Consider the following 22329-nt stretch of genomic DNA (forward strand, 5'->3'; position numbering starts at 1 on the left):
CGGGCGTCGCACGATGACGGCCCCCGCGTACGACGCGCGGCCAGGCCTCGTCGTCCGCCCGATCGCGGCAGGCGACGAGGAGCGGTGGCGCGCCCTGTTCACCGCGTACGGCGCGTTCTACGAGACGGTGTTCTCCGCGACGGTGCTCGACGGCGTGTGGGCGTGGCTGATGGATCCGGCGCACCCCGAGCACGCCCTGGTCGCCGAGAAGGATGGCGAGGTGATCGGGTTCGCGCACGTGCGTGACCAGCCCGACACGTTCACCGCCGGTCCGAGCTGGTACCTAGACGACCTCTTCACGGACCCGGCGCACCGGGGCGAGGGAGCGGCGACGGCCCTGCTCGCCGCGCTCGACGAGAAAGCCCGGACGCACGGCGGTGGGACCGTCCGGTGGATCACCGCGGCGGACAACACCACGGCGCAACGGCTCTACGACCAGGTGGCGACGCGCACGACCTGGGTGACGTACGAGCGAGAGGTCAGCGCGGACTGACCCCCGGCGGTGGCCCGCTGCTCTCCCGGATGACGAGCCGGGGCATCTCGTGCGAGACGCGAGGTGCGGTGCCGGTCCGCATCAGCGCGTCCAGCTGGGCGAAGGCCCGCCGCCCGAGGCGGTCGAAGTCCTGGACGACGGTCGTGAGCGACGGCGTCCACATCGCTGCGAAGGGCTGGTCGTCGAAGCCGACGACGCTCACGTCGCCCGGGACGGACCGCCCGGCCTCGCTGAGGGCCCGCATGAGACCGATCGCCAGCTCGTCGTTGCCGCACAGCACTGCCGTCACCTCGGGGTCCCCGGCCAGGACCTTGCCGACCTCGTACCCGGAGGCCGGGTCGTAGGCCGCGTCGACCCGCGGAGGGACCGGCGCGCCCGCCGCGGCGAGCGCCCGTTGCCAGCCGATGGCCCGGCCCACCCGACCGGTGGTCAGCGGGATCGCGAGGTGGTGGACCGTGCGATGGCCGAGGTCCAGCAGGTACCGCGTCGCGACGGTCGCGGCGGCCTGGTCGTCGAGGTAGGACCGCGGGTGCCGGCTCGACCGCCGGCGCGCGGTCCCGACGGCGACGGCGGGCGTGGTCATCGGGAACGCGTCGGCCACCGCGACGCCGACCGGGTCGAACTCGATGATGATGACCCCGGCGACGGCCTGACCGAGCAGCATGTCGATGGCTGCTTCCTGGTCGCGCGGGTCGGTCGAGTCCACGACGACGATCACGACGACGTACCCGGCGTCCCGGGCGGCCGCCTCGATGCCGCGGAGCGTCTGCGAGTAGCCGTACCGCGTGGTGTCGATCGCCACGACGCCGATCATCGAGGGGTTCCCGCTGACGAGCGCCCGAGCGGCGGCGTTCGGGCGGTAGCGCAACTCCTCGATCGCGGCATGGACGAGCGCGCGCTTCTCCTCGCTCACCGGGACCGACCCGGTCAGGACACGCGAGACGGTCGGGACGGACACGCCTGCGACCCGCGCGACGTCGGCGATGACGGGTCGACGCTGGGAGGCGTTGTTCACAGGAAAACCCTACTTTCGCGTGAGCCGGGCGAGCGACCGTTGCGCGCACGGCCCCCGACGGACATCGGTGTCCGCCGGTCGGACATGACGAGAACCGGGACCGGCATCGACCCGACCCGTCGTGAAAGCGTTATCAACTGAGGCGAGGCTACCCCTTGCACTCTCGGATGATCAACGGTTTCATGTACCGAGTCGCAACGAGGCGCACCACTCACACCCTCCGCGACACGCTCTGCGCACCACCGTCCGTCCCCCGTCAATGTCGACGTGCATGGGTTCCCAGGAGGAGTCGTGTCCCAAGTGAATTCCGAGCCGAGCTCGAGCTCTGTCCCGTCCGCCTTCCTCTCGTCGTTCATGTCGAGCCCGATGAGCAGACGCACGATGCTGAAGGGGACGATGGGCGCCGCCGCCCTCGCCGCCCTCGCCGCGTGCGGATCGGGTTCCACCTCCACCTCGACCGGCGGGGCCACCGCAGGGTCCAAGGCGAGCGGCGTCGTGACGTTCGGCTCCAACCAGTCGGACGCCGTCCCGAAGGCGGCCTACGCCGCGTTCGTCAAGGCCTACGAGGCGCAGAGCGGCGGCGTCACGATCCAGACGAACACCGTCGACCACAACACGTTCCAGGAGAACATCAACAACTACCTCCAGGGCTCGCCGGACGACGTGTTCACCTGGTTCGCCGGCTACCGGATGCGGTTCTTCGCCGAGCAGGGCCTCGCCGGTGACATCAGCGACGTCTGGAAGAACGTCACCGGGATGAGCGACGGCTTCAAGGCCGCGTCCACCGGCACCGACGGCAAGCAGTACTTCATCCCGTTCGACACGTACCCGTGGGCCGTCTTCTACCGCCCGAGCGTCTTCAAGGCGAAGGGCTACACCGTCCCGAAGACCATGGACGACTTCTACACGCTCTCCGCCCAGATCAAGAAGGACGGGATGGTCCCGCTCGCGTTCGCGGACAAGGACGGCTGGCCCGCGATGGGCACGTTCGACCAGCTCAACCTCCGGCTCAACGGCTACGACTTCCACATCAGCCTGATGGCCGGCAAGGAGTCGTGGACCGACCAGAAGGTCAAGAACGTCTTCGACGCGTGGCGCAAGCTCCTCGAGGTCTCGCAGCCCGACTCGCTCGGCCGCACCTGGCAGGAGGCCGCCCAGTCGCTGCAGAAGAACGAGGCCGCGACCTACGTCCTCGGCATGTTCGTCGGCCAGCAGTTCAGCGCCGGCGCCGACCGCGAGGACCTCGACTTCTTCACCTTCCCGGAGATGGACTCGACCATCGGGACCGACGCGATCGAGGCCCCGATCGACGGCTTCATGATGTCCAAGAAGCCGAAGAACGAGGCCGGCGCCAAGGACTTCCTCACGTACCTCTCCACCGCCGCCGCGCAGGAGGTCTACGTCAAGAGCGACCCGACCGTGATCGCGGCCAACAGCAAGGCCGACACCTCCGGGTACACCGCCCTGCAGAAGAAGGCCGTCGAGTTCATCGGCAACGCCAAGCACATCTCCCAGTTCATGGACCGCGACACGCGCCCCGACTTCGCCTCGACGGTCATGATCCCCGCGATCCAGACCTTCATCGGCAACCCGAAGGACGTCGACGGCCTGGTGAACAGCATCGAGAGCCAGAAGAAGTCCATCTTCGCCTCCTGACCCCGCAGAGACGAGGGTGAGCATGTCCTCCGTGCCCGTTGAGATCCCCTCCTCCCCTGCCGAACCGCGTCGTGCGGGCAGACCTGATCTGCCCGCACGGCGGGGGGCCGCAAGCGGAGGCGCAGCCGAGCGGATCGGCTCACCATCACGTTGATGGTCGCCATCCCGAGCATCGTCGTGGTCGGCCTGATCTGGCTTCCCGCCCTCTCGTCCGTGGTGCTCTCGTTCACCCGGTGGAACGGGATCGGGAACCTGTCCGCGCACGACTTCGTCGGCCTGACGAACTACCGGAACATCGCCACGAACTACCCGCCGTTCTGGCCGGCGATGACGCACAACCTCATCTGGTTGCTCGTCATGTTCTTCGTCGCCACACCGGCAGGGATGTTCCTGGCGGTGCTCCTCGACAAGGAGATCCGTGGCACGCGGGTCTACCAGATGGCGCTGTACATGCCGGTGGTGCTCTCGCTCGCCCTCATCGGCTTCATCTGGCAGCTGATCTTCTCGCAGCAGAACGGTCTGCTGAATGCCGTCACCGGCAGCACCATCGACTGGTTCGGCGACCAGCGGTACAACCTGTGGGCCGCCCTGGTGGCGACCTCGTGGCGTCAGGTCGGCTACATCATGCTGCTCTACCTGGCGGGCCTGAAGGCCGTCGACCACTCGCTCCGCGAGGCCGCCGCGATCGACGGCTGCACCGAGTCGAAGGCGTTCTTCCGGGTGATCTTCCCGGTCATGCGGCCGATCAACGTCATCATCCTCGTGGTGACGTTCATCGAGTCGCTCCGTGCGTTCGACCTCGTCTGGATCATCAACCGCGGGCGCAACGGCCTGGAGCTGATCGCGACCCTCGTGACGCAGAACGTCGTCGGCGAGGCGAGCCGGATCGGGTTCGGCTCGGCGCTGGCGACGGTGATGCTGCTGATCAGCTCGGGCTTCATCGTCATCTACCTGCGCGTCGTCATGAAGGGGGACCGATGACCACCGTCGCGCTCGATCAGTCCAGGACCGTCGGTTCTGCACCGATGGTGCGGAAGAAGCGGACCACCCCCGCCCGCAGGCTCCTGCACGTCTTCCTCATCGTGGTCGCGGCGACCTGGATCTTCCCGCTCCTGTGGGCGCTGTACAACAGCTTCCGCAACTACAGCTACACCGCGATCCACGGCTATGCGTCGTTCGGCGGGTTCACCGTCTCAAACTTCACGAACGCCTGGAAGCAGGGCGACTTCACGCGGCACTTCCTCAACTCGGCGATCATCACCATCCCGGCGGTGGTCCTCACCCTTCTCCTGTCATCGATGGTTGCGTTCGTGGTGTCCCGGTTCACCTACAAGTTCAACCTGGCGCTGCTCGGGATGTTCACCGCGGCGAACCTGCTCCCGCCGCAAGCACTGCTCATCCCGATCTACCGGATGTTCCGTGCCATTCCAGTGCCCCTGTGGATCAATGACTCAGGCACCCTCCTCAACAGCCTGTGGGGTCTGATCGCGATCAACACCGCGTTCCAGACGGGGTTCTGCGCGTTCGTCCTGAGCAACTACATGAAGACGATCCCGATGGAGCTCTACGAGGCCGCGGACGTCGACGGTGCCAGCGTGTTCCGGCAGTGGTGGCAGCTCACGCTTCCCCTGTGCCGGCCCCCGTTGGCAGCTCTCGCCACCCTCGAGGTCACCTGGATCTACAACGAGTTCTTCTGGGCGACGGTCCTGCTCCAGAGCGGCGACAAGTTCCCGATCACGAGCTCGCTGAACAACCTCCAGGGGCAGTTCTTCACCGACTTCAACCTGCTCTCGGCCGGATCGATCATCGTGGCGCTGCCGACGCTGATCGTGTTCTTCCTGCTGCAGAAGCAGTTCGTCTCCGGGCTGACCATGGGGTCGACGAAGGGGTGACCCCGCGCGACTTCCCAGCCCCGTTCACCCAGCGCCGTTCACCCAGCGCCGTTCACCCAGCGCAGTCCACCCAGCGCCGTTCACCCACCGTCCCCCCGCTCCTCTCCCCCTCCCGCACCGTGTGCCCGGCCTCCCCGGACGGGCAGACGACGGACCATCTCGCACCCCAGGAGGACCCCTGCCGTGACGGCTCACCCTGACCTCGTGAACCTCCGCGCCGCCGGCGTCGCGGTCGTGCTCGACGTCTCCGGACCGCTCCTCCCCCGCGTCCTGCACTGGGGCGGCGACCTCGGCGATGACGTCGACGCGCTCCGGCGCACCACCGGCGCCCCGGTCCCGCACAGCACGCTGGACGCCCCGTTCCCGCTGACGCTCCTGCCCTCCGAGTCCGACGGCTGGGCGGGGACGCCCGGGCTCCAGATCGCCCGCGCCGGGACGAGCCGCCCGCCGCGTCTGCAGCTCTCCACGCCCGTCGTCGTCGACGCGGGCCGTGTCACGGTGCATGCCCGTGACGACGCCGCCGCCGTCGAGGTCGCCCTCGTCCTCGCGCTGGACGAGCACGGCGTGCTCAGCGAGCAGGTGACCGTCACGAACGTCGGCGACGGCGTGCTGGAGCTCGTGTCGCTGCAGCACCTGCTGCCGATCCCCGAGCGCGCGGTGCAAGGCCTCGATCTGACGGGTCGCTGGACCCGCGAGCGCGCACCGCAGCGCTTCGAGGTGCAGCACGGCACGCACCTCCGGGCGAGCCGTCGCGGCCGCACCGGTCACGACGCGACCCTCCTGATGAGTGCCGGCACGCCCGGGTTCGGCTTCCGGCACGGCGAGGTCTGGAGCACGCACGTCGCCTGGAGCGGCAACCACACGCACCTGGTCGAGCAGCTTCCCGGCGGTGCGGGCGCGCACGGGAGCGTGCTCGGCGGCGGTGAGCTGCTCGAGGCGGCCGAGGTCCGGCTGGCACCGGGAGAGGCCCACACCTCCCCGACCGTGCTGTTCATCCACTCGGCCGACGGGCTGGACGGCATCTCCGCCCGGCTGCACCGCCGGCTGCGTGCGCGGCCCCAGCACCCGTCGTCACCCCGGCCGGTCGTCCTCAACACGTGGGAGGCCGTGTACTTCGACCACGACCTCGGGAAGCTGCTCGAGCTCGCCGAGACCGCGGCATCGATCGGCGTCGAGAGGTTCGTGCTCGACGACGGCTGGTTCGGTGGGCGACGGGACGACTCCCGGGGCCTCGGCGACTGGGTCGTCAGCGACGAGGCCTGGCCCGACGGTCTCCTCCCCCTGGTCGACCGGGTGCACGCGCTCGGCATGGAGGCCGGTCTCTGGGTCGAGCCCGAGATGGTGAACCTCGACTCGGACCTCGCCCGTGCGCACCCGGACTGGGTCCTCGGCCCGGCGGACGGGCGACCGTGGCGGCGGCAGCACGTGCTCGACCTCACGAACCCGCTGGCCTGGTCGCACCTCCTCGAGCGGTTGGACGCGATCGTCACCGAGAACCGCATCGACTTCCTCAAGTGGGACCACAACCGGGACCTGCTCGAGGCCGTCAGCTCCGGGCGGCCCGCGGTGCACCGGCAGACGGTCGCGGTGTACGCGCTTCTCGACGCGCTGCTCGCCCGGCACCCCGGTCTGGAGATCGAGAGCTGTGCGAGCGGTGGCGCGCGCGTCGACCTCGGCATCCTCGAGCGGACGCACCGGGTGTGGACCTCCGACTGCAACGACGCGGTCGAACGGGTCGACATCCAGCTCTGGACCTCACTCCTGCTGCCACCGGAGCTGATCGGTGCCCATGTCGGCCCGCCCGTGGCCCACACGACCCACCGTCATGTCGACCTCGGGATGCGGTGCGCGACGGCCCTGTTCGGCCACGCCGGTCTCGAGTGGGACATCACCACGTGCCCGCCCGCCGAGCTCGACCAGCTCCGCGACTGGATCACGCTGTACAAGGAGCTCCGACCGCTCCTGCACGGCGGCGACGTGGTCCGTGCGGACGGCCTCGAGCCGGGTGAGCGCCTCCACGGCGTCGTGGCGCGCGACGCGAGTGCCGGGGTGTTCACGTTCGCCGAGCTGCAGAGCGGACGGTCGGCACGGCCGGGCCTGCGCACGCTCCCGGGCCTCGACCCGGATCGTCGGTACCGGGTGACCGTGCCGACGGGGATCCCCGCGCCGGCCACGGTGCAGCGGGCCGAGCCGGCGTGGCTCGCCGCCGCACGCGCCGGCGACCTGGTGGTCACCGGGGCGATCCTGACACGCTCGGGCCTCTCGATGCCGGTGCTCGATCCTGCGCAGGCGATCGTCGTGGTGGTGACGGCCGTGCCCTGACCGGACGTCGCGGTGCCGGCCGACCCTGTACGGCACCGCCCCGAGAGCCCGTACGACCCGATCTCCTGCCCGCGCACCGGCCGCGTGCACCCGCCCAGCCCACGTCGAGGTGACATCCCGTGAGTACACCCCCGCTCCTGCTGACCAGCATGGCCCCCGGCGAAGGGCGCCGTGCGCCCCGCGCCCATGTGACGTCCGACGCCGCGCGCCTCGTGCTCGACGGCACCTGGTCGTTCCACCTGGTCCCTCGCGCCGACGACGCGACGGACGGGTTCGAGGCACCCGGGTTCGACGACACCACCTGGGGGACGATCGAGGTCCCCGGGCACTGGCAGCTCCAGGGCCACGGCAACCCCGCGTACACCAACGTCCGGTACCCGTTCCCGGTGGACCCGCCGTTCGTCCCGGACGAGAACCCGACCGGCGAGTACCGGCGGGTCTTCGAGCTCCCCGAGGAGTGGCCCGACGGCGACGCCGTGCTGCGGTTCCTCGGCGTCGACTCCGCGTTCACGGTCTGGCTCAACGGGGTCGTGCTCGGCTGGTCGACGGGCAGCCGTCTGACGACCGAGTTCGACGTCGGGCCGCACCTGCGGGCGGGCGCGAACGTCCTGGCGATCCGCGTGCACCAGTGGTCCCCGGCGAGCTACCTCGAGGACCAGGACATGTGGTGGATGTCGGGGATCTTCCGCTCCGTGAGCGTGATCTCCCGGCCGGCAGGGGCCGTCGACGACGTGTTCGTGCACGCCGACTACGACCACCTGACCGGGAGCGGCACGCTGCGCGTCGAGACCGACGTCCCCGCGCTGCTCACGGTCCCGGAGCTCGGCCTCGACCAGGTCCCCGCCGCGGGACCGCACATCCTCCCGGAGGTCGAGCCCTGGTCGGCGGAGCAACCCCGCCTGTACATCGCGACGCTCACCGCCGGGGGCGAGACGATCAGCCTGCGGATCGGTTTCCGCACGGTGGCCGTGACCGGTGGCCTCCTCACCGTCAACGGACGACGCATCCTCATCCGGGGCGTGAACCGCCACGAGTGGGATCCCGACCGCGGCCGGGCCGTCACCGCGGCGGACCTGCTCGCGGACGTGCGGCTCATGAAGCAGCACAACGTCAACGCCGTGCGGACCAGCCACTACCCGCCGCACCCCGACTTCCTCGACCTGTGCGACGAGTACGGCCTGTACGTGATCGACGAGTGCGACTACGAGACGCACGGCTTCTTCTTCACCGACTGGATGGGCAACCCGAGCGACGACCTCCGGTGGCGCCCGGCGCTGCTGGACCGGATCCGCCGCACCGTCGAACGGGACAAGAACCACCCCAGCGTCATCATGTGGTCGCTGGGCAACGAGGCCGGCTCGGGCCAGAACCTCCCGGCCATGTCCGCCGTCGCGCACGAGCGGGACCCGGGGCGCCCGGTGCACTACGAGGGCGACTGGGAGTCGGGCTACGTCGACGTGTTCAGCCGGATGTACGCGACGCACGCCGAGGTCGACGAGATCGGCCGGCACGCCGAGCCGATCACCATCGACCCGGAGCTCGACGCCCATCGACGGAGCCTGCCGTTCCTCCTGTGCGAGTACGGGCACGCGATGGGCACCGGCCCTGGCGGCCTGCTCGAGTACCAGCAGCTCTTCGAGCGGTACCCCCGGTGCCAGGGCGGCTTCATCTGGGAGTGGATCGACCACGGGATCCGCCAGCGCACCGACGACGGCCGCGAGTTCTTCGCGTACGGCGGCGACTTCGGAGAACCGCTGCACGACGGCAACTTCGTCGCCGACGGGCTCCTGTTCCCCGACCGCACGCCGTCGCCCGGGCTGATCGAGTACAAGGCGGTGATCGCCCCCGTGCGGGTGACGGTCGAGCGTGGGCGCGTCACGATCGCCAACCTGCAGGACTTCGCCGACACGTCGGCGCTGCGGTTCACCTGGGCCCACGAGGTCGAGGGGGTCGCGAGCGAGCGCGGCGAGCTGACCGTCCCTCCGGTCCCGGCGCAGGGCACCGTCACGGTCCCGCTGCCCACTCCGGCCGCGGTCGCCCACGAGTCGTGGCTGACCGTGCGGGCGGTCCTCGCCCAGGACGCGACGTGGGCGCCGGCCGGCCACGAGGTCGCCGTCGGGCAGTTCCAGGTCGGTGCGGGAAAGCACCGGCCGAGCACCAAGAAGAAGGCAGGCGGTGCCCGGACGGCGAAGGCCACAGCCACCGGCACCCTGAGCCGGAGCCTCTTCGACGAGCACACCGGTGTCCTGACCCGCCTGGGCGGTCTCGAGGTCGACGGCCCGCGCCTCGACCTGTGGCGCGCCCCGACGGACAACGACCTCGGCATGCACGGGACCCCGGTGGCCCCGCGGTGGCGCGAGCTCGGGCTCGACCGCCTCCTGCACCGGGTCGTCGAGCGCCGCTGGGATGCCGACGGGTTCACGTTGCGCACCCGGGTGGCCCCCGCCGCGACCGACCTCGGCATGCTCACGACGTACCACTGGGCAGCGGACGGCGACGCCCTGGTGCTGACCGTGGACGTCGTCCCCGAGGGTCCGTGGACCGATCCGATCCCCCGCCTGGGGCTCCGCATGGCGTTGCCGGCCGGCATCGAGGAGGTCGAGTGGTTCGGGGGCGGTCCCGGGGAGGCCTACGCCGACAGCTCGCGGTCGGCGGTCGTCGGCCGCTACCGCAGCACCGTCGACGACCTCCAGACCCCCTACCTCCGCCCGCAGGAGAACGGCAACCGGACCGGCGTGAGGTGGGCCGAGCTCCGGGGCGCAGACGGCGGGGTGCGCATCGAGGGCAAGCCGTCGGTCGAGCTCACGGTGCGCCGTTGGACCAGCGAGGACCTCGACGCCGCGAGCCACACGATCGACCTCGTGCCACGTGACCGGGTCTACGTGAACCTCGACCTGGCGCAGACCGGGCTGGGCAGCGCGTCGTGCGGACCGGGGGTGCTCCCCGCGTACGAGCTGTACGCGACTCCGGCTACCTGGACCGTCCGGCTGGCGCCGTTGGCCTCCGGTGACCAGGCGTGACCGACACGCCATGTTGACCAGTTACTCTCACGTCATCACCCCCACGGAGGTTCGTCATGTTCCGCAACGGTCTCGAGCCCATCCATCTGCTCATCGTGCTGATCGTCCTGGTGCTGCTGTTCGGCGCCAAGCGGCTGCCTGACATGGCCAAGAGCGTCGGTCAGTCGATGAAGATCTTCAAGAACGAGGTCAAGGACCTGCGCGAGGACTCCTCCTCGACGCCCGCGCCGCCGACCGTGCCGCCGACCGAGCCCTCACCCACCGACAAGGTCTGAGGCGCACGCCCGCGCCGGGTCGTCGCGCACCCGAGCCGTCGTGTGCGCACGCCCGTCGCGCACGCCCGTCAGACCATGGCGCGCACGTGCCGTACGGCCGTCGGTAGCTCGGCCGCGAGCGTGCTGGCGTACCGGGGGTCATGGAACAGCTTGGCCGTGACCGTGCCCGTGGTGCGGAGCATCGCCAGCACACCCACCGCGAGGACCGCGCCTGCGAGCGGTCCGACGAGGTACACCCACAGGTGGGCGAGCTCGGGAGCGAGGACAGCCGGGGCGAGGCTCCGCGCCGGGTTGAGGCTCGCCCCGGTGTATGGCGCGCCCTGCCACACCAACGTCGCCACCACGAGCCAGTTGCCGAGCGGGGTCCACCGGGCCGTCCGTGCGCTCGACGTCATGAGCAGGATCATCAGGACCAGGATCGCGGTCATCCCCGTCTCGACGGCAGCTGCGGCCAGGTCGCTCAGCCCGTGCCCGGGCTGCGTCGCACCGAGGTGCAGAGCCTGCGCGGTGCGACCCCACGTGAGCTCGAGGAGCATCGTCGCCGCGAACGCACCGAGCAGCTGCGCGACGACGTAGCCGACGAGGTCGTGCGGGTGGACCGAGCGGCGCAGCCAGAACGCGAGCGTCACCGCAGGGTTCAGGTGAGCGCCGCTCACCCGCCCGATCGGGCTGAGCGCGACGAGGCTGCCGGTCCCGGCGAAGAGCAGGCCCGTCAGCAGCAGCCGGGCGGAGGCGGACGGCAGTACCGACGCGACCGGGTTCCCCGGACCGAAGTCGAGGAACACCGCGGACAGTCCACCGGCGATGAGGATCGCCGTGCCGACGAGCTCGCAGACCCACGGCACCCAGTGCCACCCGCCGTCGGGTCCCTTCCGGGCCACGGTCGGCGACGCCCGGTCGGCGAGCCGTGGCACCCGGGTCACAGCCCGACGCTGCCCTGCATGATGCCGCCGTCGACCACGACCGTCGTCGCCGTCATGTAGCCCGCCCGGCCCGACGCGAGGAACACCACGACGTCCGCGATCTCCGCCGGCTCGGCCATCCGACCCAGCGGGATGGCGGCGTCGAGCGCCTTCATCTTGACCGGGTCGCTCTCGGTCGAGGCGTTGATCGGGGTCGAGACCGCGCCCGGTGCGATGTTGACCACCCGGATGCCGTGCGCGCCGAGCTCGACGCCCGCCGTGCGGGTGAGCATCCGGACGCCACCCTTCGAGACGCAGTACGCGGCGTTGCCCGGCATCGGCCAGTCCTCGTGGACGGACGAGATCGTCAGGACGAGACCGCCGCCGCCCTGCGCGATGAACTGCTGCGCGGCGGCCTGCGTGCCGAAGAACGCGCTCTTCAGGTTGACCGCCATGACCTTGTCGAAGTCGTCCTCGGTGGTCTCGAGCACCGAGGTGCGGGTCTCGATCCCGGCGTTGTTGACGAGCACGTCGAGCCGTCCGTAGGTCTCCACCGCGGTGCGGACCATGGCCTGGACGTCCGCGACCTTCGAGACGTCCGCACGCACCCCGACCGCGTGCCCGCCGGCCGCCTCGACCCGCGCGACGAGCGCGGTCGTCTCCTCCGGGTGGGCGACGTAGTCGATCACGACGTTCGCGCCCTCCGCCGCGGCGGCGAGCACGATCGCCTCGCCTATGCCGCTGTTGCCTCCGGTGACGACGATCGTCTTTCCTGTCAGCAGCACGGGACGCTCCTTCGATCGGTGACGGTCGGCCGCTCCCGAGTCCCGGCACCTGCGGGTACGTGCAGGGACGTGCACGCACGTGCCGGACGGGTCGCGCGCCGCCCACGCTAACCCCGCCACCTGGGTGCCACGGTCGGCGGGTCCAGGTCACGTCCAGCGATGACTGACAGGATCAGGAGATGGCTCGCATCGAGGACTACGCCCTGCTCGGAGACCTCCAGACCGGTGCGCTGGTCGCGACGAACGGCTCGATCGACTGGCTCTGTCTCCCCCGGTTCGACTCCCCTGCGTGCTTCGCGGCACTGCTCGACACCCCCGAGTCGGGACACTGGCAGATCGCCCCGGAGTCCGGCGGAACGTGCACCCGCCGGCGGTACGTCGAGGACACGCTCGTGCTCGAGACGGAGTGGAACACCCCGGAGGGGACGATCCGGGTGATCGACTTCATGCCGCCGCGCGGCCACGCCCCCGACGTCGTGCGGATCGTCGAGGGCGTCAGCGGTGCGGTCCCGGTCCGGTCGACGCTGCGGCTCCGCTTCGACTACGGGCGCGTCGTCCCGTGGGTGCGCCACCAGCCCGGCCAGATGATCGCGGTGGCCGGGCCCGACGCCGTCCGGCTGCGCACCCCTGCGCCGACGCGCGGGCAGGACTGGGCGACGGTCTCGGAGATCACCGTGCGCGCCGGCGACCGGGTCCCGTTCGTCCTCACGTGGCACCACAGCTACGAGCACGCACCCGCGGTCGTCGACCCCGAGGTCGCGCTGCGCGAGACGCTCGCGTTCTGGACGGACTGGTCGCGCAGCGGCACGAGGATCACCGGCCCGTACCGCGACGCGATCACCCGGTCGCTCCTCACGCTCAAGGCGCTGACCTACCAGCCGACCGGCGGGATCGTCGCCGCGCTCACGACCTCGCTGCCCGAGCAGCTCGGCGGCCCGCGCAACTGGGACTACCGCTACTGCTGGCTGCGCGACTCGACGTACACGCTGCAGGCCCTGCTCTCCGCCGGGTACCTCGCCGAGGCCAAGGCGTGGCGCGAGTGGCTGCTCCGCGCCGTGGCGGGCAACCCCGCCGAGCTGCAGATCATGTACGCGCTCGACGGCACCCGGCGGCTGCCCGAGGCCGAGCTGCCCTGGCTCGCCGGCTACGAGGGGTCCCGACCGGTCCGCACCGGCAACGCGGCCTCCGACCAGCTCCAGCTCGACGTCTGGGGAGAGACGCTGGACGGCCTGTGCCTCGCACGAGAGTCCGGCCTCGGTGCCCGCGACGACGCGTGGGACGTCCAGACCGCACTGATGGAGCACCTCGAGGGCGCCTGGAACCAGCCAGACAACGGCCTGTGGGAGGTCCGCGGCGCGCGGCGGCACTTCACGCACTCGAAGGTCATGGCCTGGGTCGCGGCCGACCGGATGTCACGCGCGGTCCGGACCCACCCGCAGCTGCACGGCCCCGCCGACCGTTGGGAGGCGCTGCGCGACACGATCCACGCAGACGTCCTCGCGCACGGCTACGACGAGACCCTCGGCACGTTCACGCAGTCGTACGGTGCGCCGTCGCTGGACGCGAGCCTGCTCATGATCCCCCGCGTCGGGTTCCTGCCCGCGACGGACCCGCGCGTCCTCGGGACGATCACCGCGATCCAGCGCGACCTCACGCAGGACGGGTTCGTCCGGCGCTACCAGACCTCCGAGTCGGACGACGGCCTGCCCGGCGGCGAGGGCCTGTTCCTGGCCTGCTCGTTCTGGCTCGTCGACGCGCTCCACCTGGCCGGCCGCCAGCGCGAGGCGGTCGAGCTGTTCGAGCGCCTGCTGACGCTGCGCAACGACGTCGGGCTGCTCAGCGAGGAGTGGGACCCCGTCGCCGGCCGTCAGCTCGGCAACACCCCGCAGGCGTTCAGCCACTTCCCGCTCGTGACCAGCGGCCTCCAGCTCCACGCCGGGCGTGCGCACCGCAGCGACGAGACGATCCGTCACACCCGCGACTGAGGTCCGCCGGCGCGCGCGGTGCGCGGCTCGTCAGGTGCGCGGCTCGTCAGGTGCGCGCGGTGCGCGGCTCGTCAGGCTAGAGCCAGTCGCGGCGCTTGAAGGACACGTAGAGCCCGAGAGCCAGCACGACGATCACCGCGACACTCAGCACGAACCCCGAGTGCTGCGCGAAACCCGGGTACGGCACGTTCTGACCGAAGTACCCGGTCACCGCGGTCGGCACCGCGATGATCGCGGCCCACGCCGTGAGCTTCTTCATCACGGTGTTCAGCCGGGCGTCCTGCAGGGAGAGGCTCGTCTCGAAGATCGTCGTGATCATGTCGCGCAACGACTCCGTCCACTCCGACGCGCGCAGGACGTGGTCGTAGAGGTCGTCGTACCAGGCGTCGAGCTCAGCGGGGGCGTCGATGTCCTTGCGGTGACGGAGCACCGCGTTCACGACCTCGCGCATCGGGAGGACCACCCGGCGCAGGTCGACCAGGTCGCGGCGGATCCGGTACGTCTGGCGCTGCAGCTCGTTCGTCGACGCGTGCTCGTCGAAGAGCCGGTCCTCGAGACCTTCCATCTCGTCGTCGAGGATCTCCACGGCCTCGAAGTGGCCGTCGACGACGACGTCGAGCAGCCCGTGCACGAGGGCACCGACCCCGTACCTGAGCATGTCCCCGTTGTCGTCCCAGCGGCGCACCACCTCGTCGATGTCGAAGTCGCGGCCCTGGCGGACGGTCACGATGCCCCGGGGCAGGATGAACACGGAGATCCGGGCGACCTTCAGACCGGCCTCACGCAGGGTCGGCGCGGCCGTCCCGTCGGCGAGCGAGGTCGCGTAGACGGTGAGGAACGTGTGGGTCGCGTACCTGATCGACTTGACCCGCTCCTGGCGGGCGAGAGCGTCCTCGACCGCGAGCGGGTCGAGGCCGAGCTCCTCGGCCAGCTCGCTCAGGTGCGCCGGGTCCGGGGCGCACAGGTCGACCCAGACGAGGCAGCCGTCCTGGTTCAGGTAGTCCGAGGTCCGCTCGAACGGGAAGTCCTCCTCCGCCAGGTTCCCGTCGCGCCACAGGCGGCTCCGCACGATCCCGTCGTCACTGGTCATGGGCTCAGTCTGCCCTCGTGGCGACGCACGTGTGGCGCCACGCAGAACGTCCACCGCGATCCGGGCGGATACCTCCGGGGGCATAGGGTTCCTCCGTGGCATCGACGACGGACGGCACGCCAGGTGCCACGGACGCGGATCCGGAGGCCGCCTGGCTGGACCTCCCCGAGGTCGCGGTCGCGCGCCGCCGGACGCTCCGGGTGCTGCTGGTCGCGCAGGTGCTCGGCTCCCTCGGCATCGGTGCGGCGCCGTCGATCGGCGTCCTGCTCGCCGAGGAGATCACCCGGTCCGAGGCCTGGGCCGGGATCGCACGAGCCTCGGTCACGATCGGCGCCGCACTCCTCGCCCTGCCGCTCGGCGTGCTCGCGGCGCGAGAGGGGCGTCGCCGGTCCCTCACCCTGGCGTGGGGATCCGCAGCGGTCGGCGCGGCCCTGCTCGTGGTCGCGGCCTCCACGTCGTCCGTGGCGGTGATGGTCGTCGGGATGATGGCGCTCGGGGCCGGGTCCGCTGCGGGGCTCCAGTCACGCTTCGCGGCGACGGACCTCGCGGTCCCTGCGCACCGCGCGCGCAGCCTGTCCCTCGTGGTGTGGGTCGGCACCCTGGGAGCCGTCCTCGGCCCGAACCTCGGGATCCCGGGCAAGGTCGTCGAGTCGTGGCTGGGGCTCCCCCGCTGTCCGGCGCCTTCGTCATCGGTGCCGTGCTGCTCACGGCGACGGCGGTGACCGTGTCGCTCCTCATGCGACCCGACCCGCTGGCGGTCGCCGCGCAGCACCGCCGAGCCCCGTCCGCCGGGGCCCCCGCGAGCGCAGGGGCGGCCCGCTCCCCCGTGAACCTGCGGCGCGCGCTGGGCGAGATCCGGCAGGTGCCTGCCGCGCGGTTCGCGCTGACGGCACTCGTCCTCGCGCACGTGGCGATGGTCTCGGTGATGACCATGACGCCCGTCAGCCTGGCGAAGCACGGTCACTCGATCACGATCGTCGGCATCACGATCAGCGTGCACGTGCTCGGGATGTACGCGTTCGCACCGCTGGTCGGGTCGGCCGCCGACCGGTTCGGCCGCCTGCCGGTGATCCTGGCGGGGCAGGGCGTCCTCGTGGTCTCGGCGGCGCTCAACATGATCGCCCCGTCCTCGGCCGGTGCCGTCGTCGTCGGGCTGTTCCTGCTCGGGCTCGGGTGGTCGATCGTCACGGTCCCGGCCTCGGCGCTGCTGTCGCAGTCCGTCCCGGCCGGCTCGCGCCCGCTCGTCCAGGGGGCCGGGGACTCAGCGATGAACGCCGCCGCGGCGATCGGGGCGATCGGTTCGGGTGCGCTCATGGTGACGGTCGGCTTCGCGGGGCTCGCGGGGATCGCCGGTGCCCTCGTCCTGCCCGTGCTGTGGCTCGCGCGACGGCAGTCCCGCGCCGCGGCGCGCCCGGTCGGTGCCGCGTAGCGGTCGGTCGGGACCTCGCAGCGGTCTATCGGCACCTCGCAGCGGCACGCGCGGCGTCCACCTCGTGCCGACACCCTTGCGCCGGCGCGGGCGGTGAGGTCTCCTGGGCCCATGCCACTTGTCGGAGAGTACGAGCCGGGCACCGCCGCGTGGGCCCGCGACCAGGTCGAGCTGTACGAGGCGTCCGGCGGCACCGAGGGGGTGACGCTGCGCGGGATGCCGGTGGTGATCCTGACATCGGTCGGGGCACGGTCGGGCAAGCTCCGCAAGACGGCGCTCATGCGCGTCGAGCACGACGGCACCTACGCGATCGTCGCGTCCTTGGGTGGCGCCCCGAAGAACCCCGCGTGGTACGCGAACGTCGTGCACCACCCCGAGGTCGAGCTGCAGGACGGCCCGCAGAAGTGGGACATGGTGGCGCGCGAGGTGCACGGCGACGAGAAGGCGCTGTGGTGGGCCCGCGCGGTTGAGGCGTATCCCGACTATGCGGACTACCAGCGGCGGACGACGCGCGAGATCCCGGTGTTCGTGCTCGAGCGGCCGGCCCGCTGACCTGACCCTGGTCTGCGCTGCGCCGACCGGTCGGTCGACCTCGACTGCACCGTGCTGACGGGGCGGTGACCAGGTCCGATCCTCCCGACGGCCGCGGGTAGATTGCCTCGGTGACCGGGATCGCGGACGAGACGCTGCACGAGCCGGACCCGCAGCGCTGGAAGGCGCTCACGGTCTGCCTCACCGCGGGGTTCATGACCCTGCTCGACGTGAGCATCGTCAACGTCGCGCTCCCGTCGATCCGCGCGGGGCTCGGGGCGAGCGACGGCCAGCTGCAGTGGATCGTCTCGGGCTATGCGCTGAGCTTCGGTCTCGTGCTCGTCGCGGCCGGGCGGCTCGGCGACGCCCGCGGACGCCGAACGGTGTTCGTCGTGGGCGTGGTCGTCTTCACGGTCGGCAGCATGCTGGCCGGTCTCGCCCCCGGTCCGACGTGGCTCGTGCTCGCGCGCCTCTTCCAGGGAGTCGGCGGCGGGATCATCAACCCGCAGGTCTCCGGGCTCATCCAGCAGCTCTTCCGCGGGGACGAGCGCGGGCGCGCCTTCGGTCGACTCGGCACCGTCATCGGCATCTCGACCGCGATCGGCCCGGTTCTGGGCGGTGCCCTGATCGCCGTGTTCGGCGTCGACGTCGGCTGGCGCTGGATCTTCTTCGTCAACGTCCCGATCGGTGCGCTCGCCATCGTCCTCGCGTTCCGCTACCTGCCGCCGTCACGGCAACCGACCGCCGCGGCCGACCGCGACCTCGACCCGATCGGGGCCCTGATGCTCGGCGCCGGAGTCGTCGCGATCCTGTGGCCTCTCGTGAGCGGTCAGAGCTGGCGGACGTCGGACGTGGTCTGGATCGCTGCCGGGCTCGCGATGCTCGGGGTCTTCGGCGCCTGGGAGCGGCGGTACCTCGCGCGCGGGAGGGCGCCGATGGTCGACGTCTCGTTGTTCCGGCTCGCCAGCTACACGGCCGGGTCGACGCTCGCCCTGGTGTACTTCGCCGGGTTCACGGGGATCTTCTTCGTCCTCACGCTGTACTTCCAGAACGGGCTCGGCTACTCGCCGCTGCTCGCCGGGCTGGCGGTCACGACCTTCGCCCTCGGCTCCGCGGTGGCGGCCCTCGTCGGCGGGCGCATCGTGAGCAGGTTCGGACGGCGCCTCGTCGTCGCCGGTCTCGTGCTGTTCATCGTCGGGATCGTCGCGACCGACCTCGTGATCGACCGGCACGGTGCGGCCTCGGACCTCGGCTGGTGGACCGCGCTCCCGCTGCTGCTCGCCGGGCTCGGCAGCGGACTCGTGATCTCCCCGAACCAGACCCTGACGCTCGCGCAGGTACCTGTTCGCCGGGCCGGCGCGGCAGGCGGCGTGCTCCAGACCGGGCAACGCCTCGGCACGGCCACCGGGATCGCGGCGATCGGCTCCCTCTACTTCGCGGGCCTGCGCACGACGGGGGACGCCGCGCTCGCCGTGAGCCACGGACTCCGCGCGTGCGTCGCCATCGCCGCCCTCGCACTCGTGATCGGCCTGATCGACCTGGCCCGCCGCACCCGCTGACCCCTCTCGTCAAGTGGAGCGATGTGCGCGCGACACGCCCGCGTGTCGCGCGCACATCGCTCCACTTGACGAGAGGACGGGGCGGGGCGGGGGCGACACGCCGTACGCCGGCACGGCCGTACCCGGCCCGTTGCGGCGCACCATGAGGCGGTGACCTCGTCGATCTCCGATCCCCTGCTCGTCGACCTGCTCGCACGCGAGCCCCTCCCGGCGGTCCCGATCCGGACCATGGACGTGCGCTACGACCATGACGGCACCACCCTGCTCGGTCACCTGGCGATGCCGGGCGGCGACGGTCCCTTCCCCGGGGTCCTGGTGGTGCACGACTGGTTCGGCGTCGGCGACCACGTCCGCGTCCGCTGCGAGCTGCTCGCACGGCTGGGCTACGCGGCCTTCGCGGCCGACATCTACGGCGAGGGGGTCCGCCCGGCCACGGGGCCCGAGGCCTCCGAGGTCGCCCGCGGCTTCTACGCCGACCTGCCCCTGCTCCGTGCGCGGGCCGCGGCAGGGCTCGCACGGCTCGCCGCCGAGCCGGCCGTCGACGCCTCACGACTCGCGGCGATCGGGTACTGCTTCGGCGGCTCGACGGTGCTCCAGCTCGCCCGGTCCGGCGCCGACCTGGCCGGCGTCGTGTCGTTCCACGGCGGGCTGCAGGTCGGACCGCCCGGAGAGGCTGCCGCGATCACGGCCTCCGTGCTGGTCCTCACCGGCGCCGCCGACCCCGTCGTCCCGGACTCCGCGATCGTCGCGTTCCAGGACGAGCTGCGCCAGGCGCCCGGCGTCGAGTGGCAGATCGTCACCTACTCCGGTGCGATGCACGCCTTCTCGGTCCCGGGGACCGACGCCCCCGCGCACGGCGCGCAGTTCCAGGCGACGGCCGAGCGCCGGAGCTGGGTCGCGATGAAGGACCTCCTCGCCGAGGTGCTCGGGTAGGTCGTCCGCAGCGGGCTCCGGGCAGCGCTCACGTTCGTCGGGAAGAATCTGCGGACGACTCCTGCTGCGCTGCACGCCGATCGAGCCGCACGCAGCAACTCCTGCGCGCGTCAGGCGAGACCGCCAGAATTTGCTGTGTTCTAATCAGATGTGCCAGATCGCCGCAAGATTGCGTCGCCAGTTCTTTCGGAGAATCTCCGCGACGAGGTCCGCGGACGCCTCGAGACAGCGATCATGCAGATCAGAGCACATCTTGGTGGCCTCCCGACCACCACCGAGACTCCAGCTGGGTGGGACGCGCTGCGACTCCAGGAGGCGCACTCCTCGACCTCGTTCGCCGGGAACGCGCTCTCTCGGCACGATGTCGAGGAACTTCTGAACAACCGTCGAGCGGTCGGCAACCACCTGCTGGCCGACTACCTCGAGGTCACCGGCTACGCCGACGCCGTCCGATGGGTCCACGCACAGGCGCACCGACCGAGCGACGAGCAAGCGGCTCGACCGGTCACCCTGACCGAGATCCGCAACCTCCACCGCCTCGCGCTCCGACCCGCATGGCACGCCGGCCCTCCCGACACCGCCCTCGACACCGTGCCCGGGACGCTGCGCGCACGCAACCTCCGGCCGTTCGCCGGCTGGCTGCGCACCCCCGCCGCCGCCACGGTCGAACCCCGCCTGCGGGACTGGCTCGACGAGGTCAACGACGCCCCGTCCTCGACGCCCGAGCTCGTGGAGCAGGTCGCGATCGCCCACACCCGGTTCGAGCAGCTCCACCCGTTCGTCGACGGGAACGGACGCGTCGGTCGGCTCCTCGTCAACCTGCTCCTGGTCAGGCGTGGGCACGCACCCGTGCGCCTCGCCGCACGCGATCACGCCCGGTACGTGCACGCCCTGCACCGTTCCGACACCGGGGACCACGCGCCGCTCGCCCTGATGTTCGCCCGGAGCATCCTCGACGGCTTCTCGCAGCTCGAGGCCGCGGCGCAGGGGGCACCGGCACCACTCGTCCGGTTGTCCTCGCTCGAACGACCGGGCACCAGCCGCGTCGCGCTCCGCAACGCCGCCCAGCGTGGGCGGCTACGGGCCGAGCGCGGGGACGACGGCCACTGGCGCAGCTGCGCGACCTGGGTCGACGACTACCTCGCCGACAAGTACGTCCGCGACCCTGCCGACCAGCAGGATCAGGGAAGGAGGCGGCGGACCGCGGTCTCGATGCCGCGAAGCTCCGCGAGTCCCTTGAGCCGGCCGATCAGCGAGTAGCCCGGGTTGGACCGGCGGCCCTGGTCGTCGAGCAGCTGGTGACCGTGATCGGGGCGGAGCGGGAGGCGGGGCCCACCCTCACGCGCGCGGCGACGCTCCTCGGTGACGAGCACCGAGATGACGCCGACCATGTCGACATCCCCACCCGCATGGGTCGCCTCGTGGAAGCTGAGCGGGTTCGCCTCGCGCTCGGTCGACCGCAGGTGTGCGAAGTAGATCCGTGGCGCGAACCTGGTCGCCATCGCCACCAGGTCGTTGTCGGGCCGGACGCCGAACGAGCCCGTGCAGAACGTCAGCCCGTTCGCGGCGCTCGGGGCGGCGTCGAGCAGCCACTGGGTGTCGGCCTCGGTCGAGACGACGCGCGGGAGGCCGAGCAGCGAGCGGGGTGGGTCGTCGGGGTGGATGGCCAGGCGCACGCCGACCTCCTCGGCCACCGGGACGACAGCGCGCAGGAAGTACCCGAGGTTCTCCCGCAGCCGGTCCTCGTCGACGTCGCGGTACAGCGCCAGCCGTTCGCGGAGCGTGTCGAGCGTGTACGCCTCTTCCGACCCCGGGAGCCCGGCGATGATCGTGCGGACGAGCTGATCGCGTTCTGCCGCTGTCAGTCGCGCGGCGAACGCACGCGCGGCGTCGACCTCGTCGGGCGTGTACTCGGCGGCCGCGTCGTGGCGCGCGAGGATCACCAGGTCGAACGCGGCGAATGCCTCCTGGTCGAACCTCAGTGCCCAGCTGCCGTCGGGGAGCACGTACCGCAGATCGGTGCGCGTCCAGTCGAGCACCGGCATGAAGTTGTAGCACACGGTGTCGATGCCCTGAGCGGCCAGGTTCCGGATGGTCTGCTGGTACGCCTCGATCCACCGGTCGCGCTCCGGGGAGCCTCGCTTGACGTCCTCGTGCACCGGGACGCTCTCGACGACGGACCAGGTCAGGCCCGCATCCTCGATCATGCGCCGGCGCTCGGCGATCGCCTCCTCGGGCCACACCTGACCGTTGGGGATCTCGTGCAGCGCGGTGACGACACCTGTCGCACCCGTCTGGCGGATGTCCGTCAGGGTGATCAGGTCGGCCGGTCCGAACCATCGCCAGGTGTGCTCCACCGCGCTCTCCTTCGTTCCGTAGGTCCTGCGGGTCCGGGACGCGCGCCCCGACGGGTCGGCAGCACGCCCGCGCCGAGCTGTCCGG

General features: G+C 71.3%; 19 protein-coding genes. 14 read left to right on the top strand and 5 right to left on the bottom strand.

Annotated elements, in window-relative coordinates; genetic code table 11:
- Positions 1-13: 13 nt before the first annotated feature.
- Entirely contained in the window at positions 14-493 is a 480-nt protein-coding gene (locus LJB74_RS05320; protein ID WP_259307548.1) for a GNAT family N-acetyltransferase, read from the top strand.
- Here the strand turns inward: LJB74_RS05320 and LJB74_RS05325 are convergent.
- Complete coding sequence (locus tag LJB74_RS05325) at positions 480-1508, bottom strand: LacI family DNA-binding transcriptional regulator (protein WP_259307549.1); 1029 nt, start codon at positions 1506-1508, stop codon at positions 480-482. The genes LJB74_RS05320 and LJB74_RS05325 overlap by 14 nt on opposite strands.
- A gap of 366 nt (positions 1509-1874) precedes the next feature.
- Here LJB74_RS05325 and LJB74_RS05330 point away from each other — a divergent pair, with 366 nt between their 5' ends.
- The 6 genes from LJB74_RS05330 to tatA all read left to right on the top strand — a co-directional run bounded on the left by LJB74_RS05330 (position 1875) and on the right by tatA (position 10673).
- Positions 1875-3164, top strand: coding sequence for an ABC transporter substrate-binding protein (locus LJB74_RS05330; RefSeq protein ID WP_259307550.1), 1290 nt, complete (start codon positions 1875-1877; stop codon positions 3162-3164).
- A 153-nt stretch (positions 3165-3317) separates the two neighbouring features.
- Positions 3318-4145 (top strand): carbohydrate ABC transporter permease, encoded by an 828-nt coding sequence (locus LJB74_RS05335; protein WP_259307551.1) that lies wholly within the window; start codon positions 3318-3320, stop codon positions 4143-4145.
- On the top strand, positions 4142-5056 hold the full coding sequence (locus LJB74_RS05340) for a carbohydrate ABC transporter permease (protein ID WP_259307552.1): 915 nt from the start codon (positions 4142-4144) through the stop codon (positions 5054-5056). The genes LJB74_RS05335 and LJB74_RS05340 overlap by 4 nt, the downstream gene beginning before the upstream one ends.
- 183 nt (positions 5057-5239) lie before the next feature.
- Positions 5240-7378 carry an alpha-galactosidase gene (locus LJB74_RS05345; protein WP_259307553.1) on the top strand — a complete coding sequence of 713 codons (2139 nt, stop codon included), beginning with the start codon at positions 5240-5242 and terminating at the stop codon, positions 7376-7378.
- Positions 7379-7497: 119 nt separating this feature from the next.
- Positions 7498-10398 (top strand): glycoside hydrolase family 2 TIM barrel-domain containing protein, encoded by a 2901-nt coding sequence (locus LJB74_RS05350; RefSeq protein WP_310650817.1) that lies wholly within the window; start codon positions 7498-7500, stop codon positions 10396-10398.
- A gap of 56 nt (positions 10399-10454) precedes the next feature.
- Positions 10455-10673 carry a Sec-independent protein translocase subunit TatA gene (tatA, locus tag LJB74_RS05355; protein ID WP_259307554.1) on the top strand — a complete coding sequence of 73 codons (219 nt, stop codon included), beginning with the start codon at positions 10455-10457 and terminating at the stop codon, positions 10671-10673.
- Positions 10674-10741: 68 nt separating this feature from the next.
- Here tatA and LJB74_RS05360 read toward each other — a convergent pair whose 3' ends face one another.
- Positions 10742-11596 carry an MIP/aquaporin family protein gene (locus tag LJB74_RS05360; protein ID WP_259307555.1) on the bottom strand — a complete coding sequence of 285 codons (855 nt, stop codon included), beginning with the start codon at positions 11594-11596 and terminating at the stop codon, positions 10742-10744.
- Entirely contained in the window at positions 11593-12360 is a 768-nt protein-coding gene (locus LJB74_RS05365) for an SDR family NAD(P)-dependent oxidoreductase (protein WP_259307556.1), read from the bottom strand. The genes LJB74_RS05360 and LJB74_RS05365 overlap by 4 nt, the downstream gene beginning before the upstream one ends.
- Before the next feature lie 179 nt (positions 12361-12539).
- Between LJB74_RS05365 and LJB74_RS05370 the strand changes: the two genes are divergently transcribed.
- Positions 12540-14345 (top strand): glycoside hydrolase family 15 protein, encoded by a 1806-nt coding sequence (locus LJB74_RS05370; protein WP_259307557.1) that lies wholly within the window; start codon positions 12540-12542, stop codon positions 14343-14345.
- Between the two features lie 76 nt (positions 14346-14421).
- Here the strand turns inward: LJB74_RS05370 and LJB74_RS05375 are convergent, their stop codons facing one another.
- Entirely contained in the window at positions 14422-15435 is a 1014-nt protein-coding gene (locus LJB74_RS05375; RefSeq protein ID WP_259307558.1) for a magnesium transporter CorA family protein, read from the bottom strand.
- Between the two features lie 95 nt (positions 15436-15530).
- On the opposite strand from LJB74_RS05375, the gene LJB74_RS05380 reads away from it, so the two are divergent.
- The 6 genes from LJB74_RS05380 (at position 15531) to LJB74_RS05405 (ending at position 21147) form a co-directional block, all read left to right on the top strand.
- On the top strand, positions 15531-16157 hold the full coding sequence (locus tag LJB74_RS05380; RefSeq protein WP_259307559.1) for an MFS transporter: 627 nt from the start codon (positions 15531-15533) through the stop codon (positions 16155-16157).
- The gene (locus LJB74_RS05385) at positions 16088-16864 is read left to right on the top strand and encodes an MFS transporter (RefSeq protein WP_259307560.1); all 777 of its coding nucleotides are present in this window, start codon (positions 16088-16090) and stop codon (positions 16862-16864) included. The genes LJB74_RS05380 and LJB74_RS05385 overlap by 70 nt, the downstream gene beginning before the upstream one ends.
- Positions 16865-16975: 111 nt before the next feature.
- Complete coding sequence (locus LJB74_RS05390; protein ID WP_259307561.1) at positions 16976-17416, top strand: nitroreductase family deazaflavin-dependent oxidoreductase; 441 nt, start codon at positions 16976-16978, stop codon at positions 17414-17416.
- Positions 17417-17526: 110 nt separating this feature from the next.
- Positions 17527-18954 carry an MFS transporter gene (locus LJB74_RS05395; protein WP_259307562.1) on the top strand — a complete coding sequence of 476 codons (1428 nt, stop codon included), beginning with the start codon at positions 17527-17529 and terminating at the stop codon, positions 18952-18954.
- A 150-nt stretch (positions 18955-19104) separates the two neighbouring features.
- Positions 19105-19887: a dienelactone hydrolase family protein gene (locus LJB74_RS05400; protein ID WP_259307563.1), complete on the top strand. Its 783-nt coding sequence runs from the start codon at positions 19105-19107 to the stop codon at positions 19885-19887.
- 234 nt (positions 19888-20121) lie between these two features.
- A complete protein-coding gene (locus LJB74_RS05405; protein WP_259307564.1) occupies positions 20122-21147 on the top strand; it encodes a Fic family protein in 1026 nt (341 codons plus the stop codon).
- Here LJB74_RS05405 and uxuA read toward each other — a convergent pair.
- Positions 21069-22244 (bottom strand): mannonate dehydratase, encoded by a 1176-nt coding sequence (gene uxuA, locus LJB74_RS05410; RefSeq protein WP_259307565.1) that lies wholly within the window; start codon positions 22242-22244, stop codon positions 21069-21071. The genes LJB74_RS05405 and uxuA overlap by 79 nt on opposite strands.
- Between the last annotated feature and the right edge of the window lie 85 nt (positions 22245-22329).

Origin of the sequence: Cellulomonas sp. P24 (assembly GCF_024704385.1) — a bacterium.
GTDB lineage: Bacteria > Actinomycetota > Actinomycetes > Actinomycetales > Cellulomonadaceae > JAJDFX01.

Bases quoted from the DNA above. Each gene is read 5' to 3' on its own strand.
- LJB74_RS05320 (WP_259307548.1), top strand. From the start codon at position 14: ATGACGGCCCCCGCGTACGACGCGCGGCCAGGCCTCGTCGTCCGCCCG.
- LJB74_RS05330 (WP_259307550.1), top strand. From the start codon at position 1,875: ATGAGCAGACGCACGATGCTGAAGGGGACGATGGGCGCCGCCGCCCTC.
- LJB74_RS05335 (WP_259307551.1), top strand. From the start codon at position 3,318: ATGGTCGCCATCCCGAGCATCGTCGTGGTCGGCCTGATCTGGCTTCCC.
- LJB74_RS05340 (WP_259307552.1), top strand. From the start codon at position 4,142: ATGACCACCGTCGCGCTCGATCAGTCCAGGACCGTCGGTTCTGCACCG.
- tatA (WP_259307554.1), top strand. From the start codon at position 10,455: ATGTTCCGCAACGGTCTCGAGCCCATCCATCTGCTCATCGTGCTGATC.
- LJB74_RS05370 (WP_259307557.1), top strand. From the start codon at position 12,540: ATGGCTCGCATCGAGGACTACGCCCTGCTCGGAGACCTCCAGACCGGT.
- LJB74_RS05375 (WP_259307558.1), bottom strand. From the start codon at position 15,435: ATGACCAGTGACGACGGGATCGTGCGGAGCCGCCTGTGGCGCGACGGG.
- LJB74_RS05390 (WP_259307561.1), top strand. From the start codon at position 16,976: ATGCCACTTGTCGGAGAGTACGAGCCGGGCACCGCCGCGTGGGCCCGC.
- LJB74_RS05405 (WP_259307564.1), top strand. From the start codon at position 20,122: ATGCAGATCAGAGCACATCTTGGTGGCCTCCCGACCACCACCGAGACT.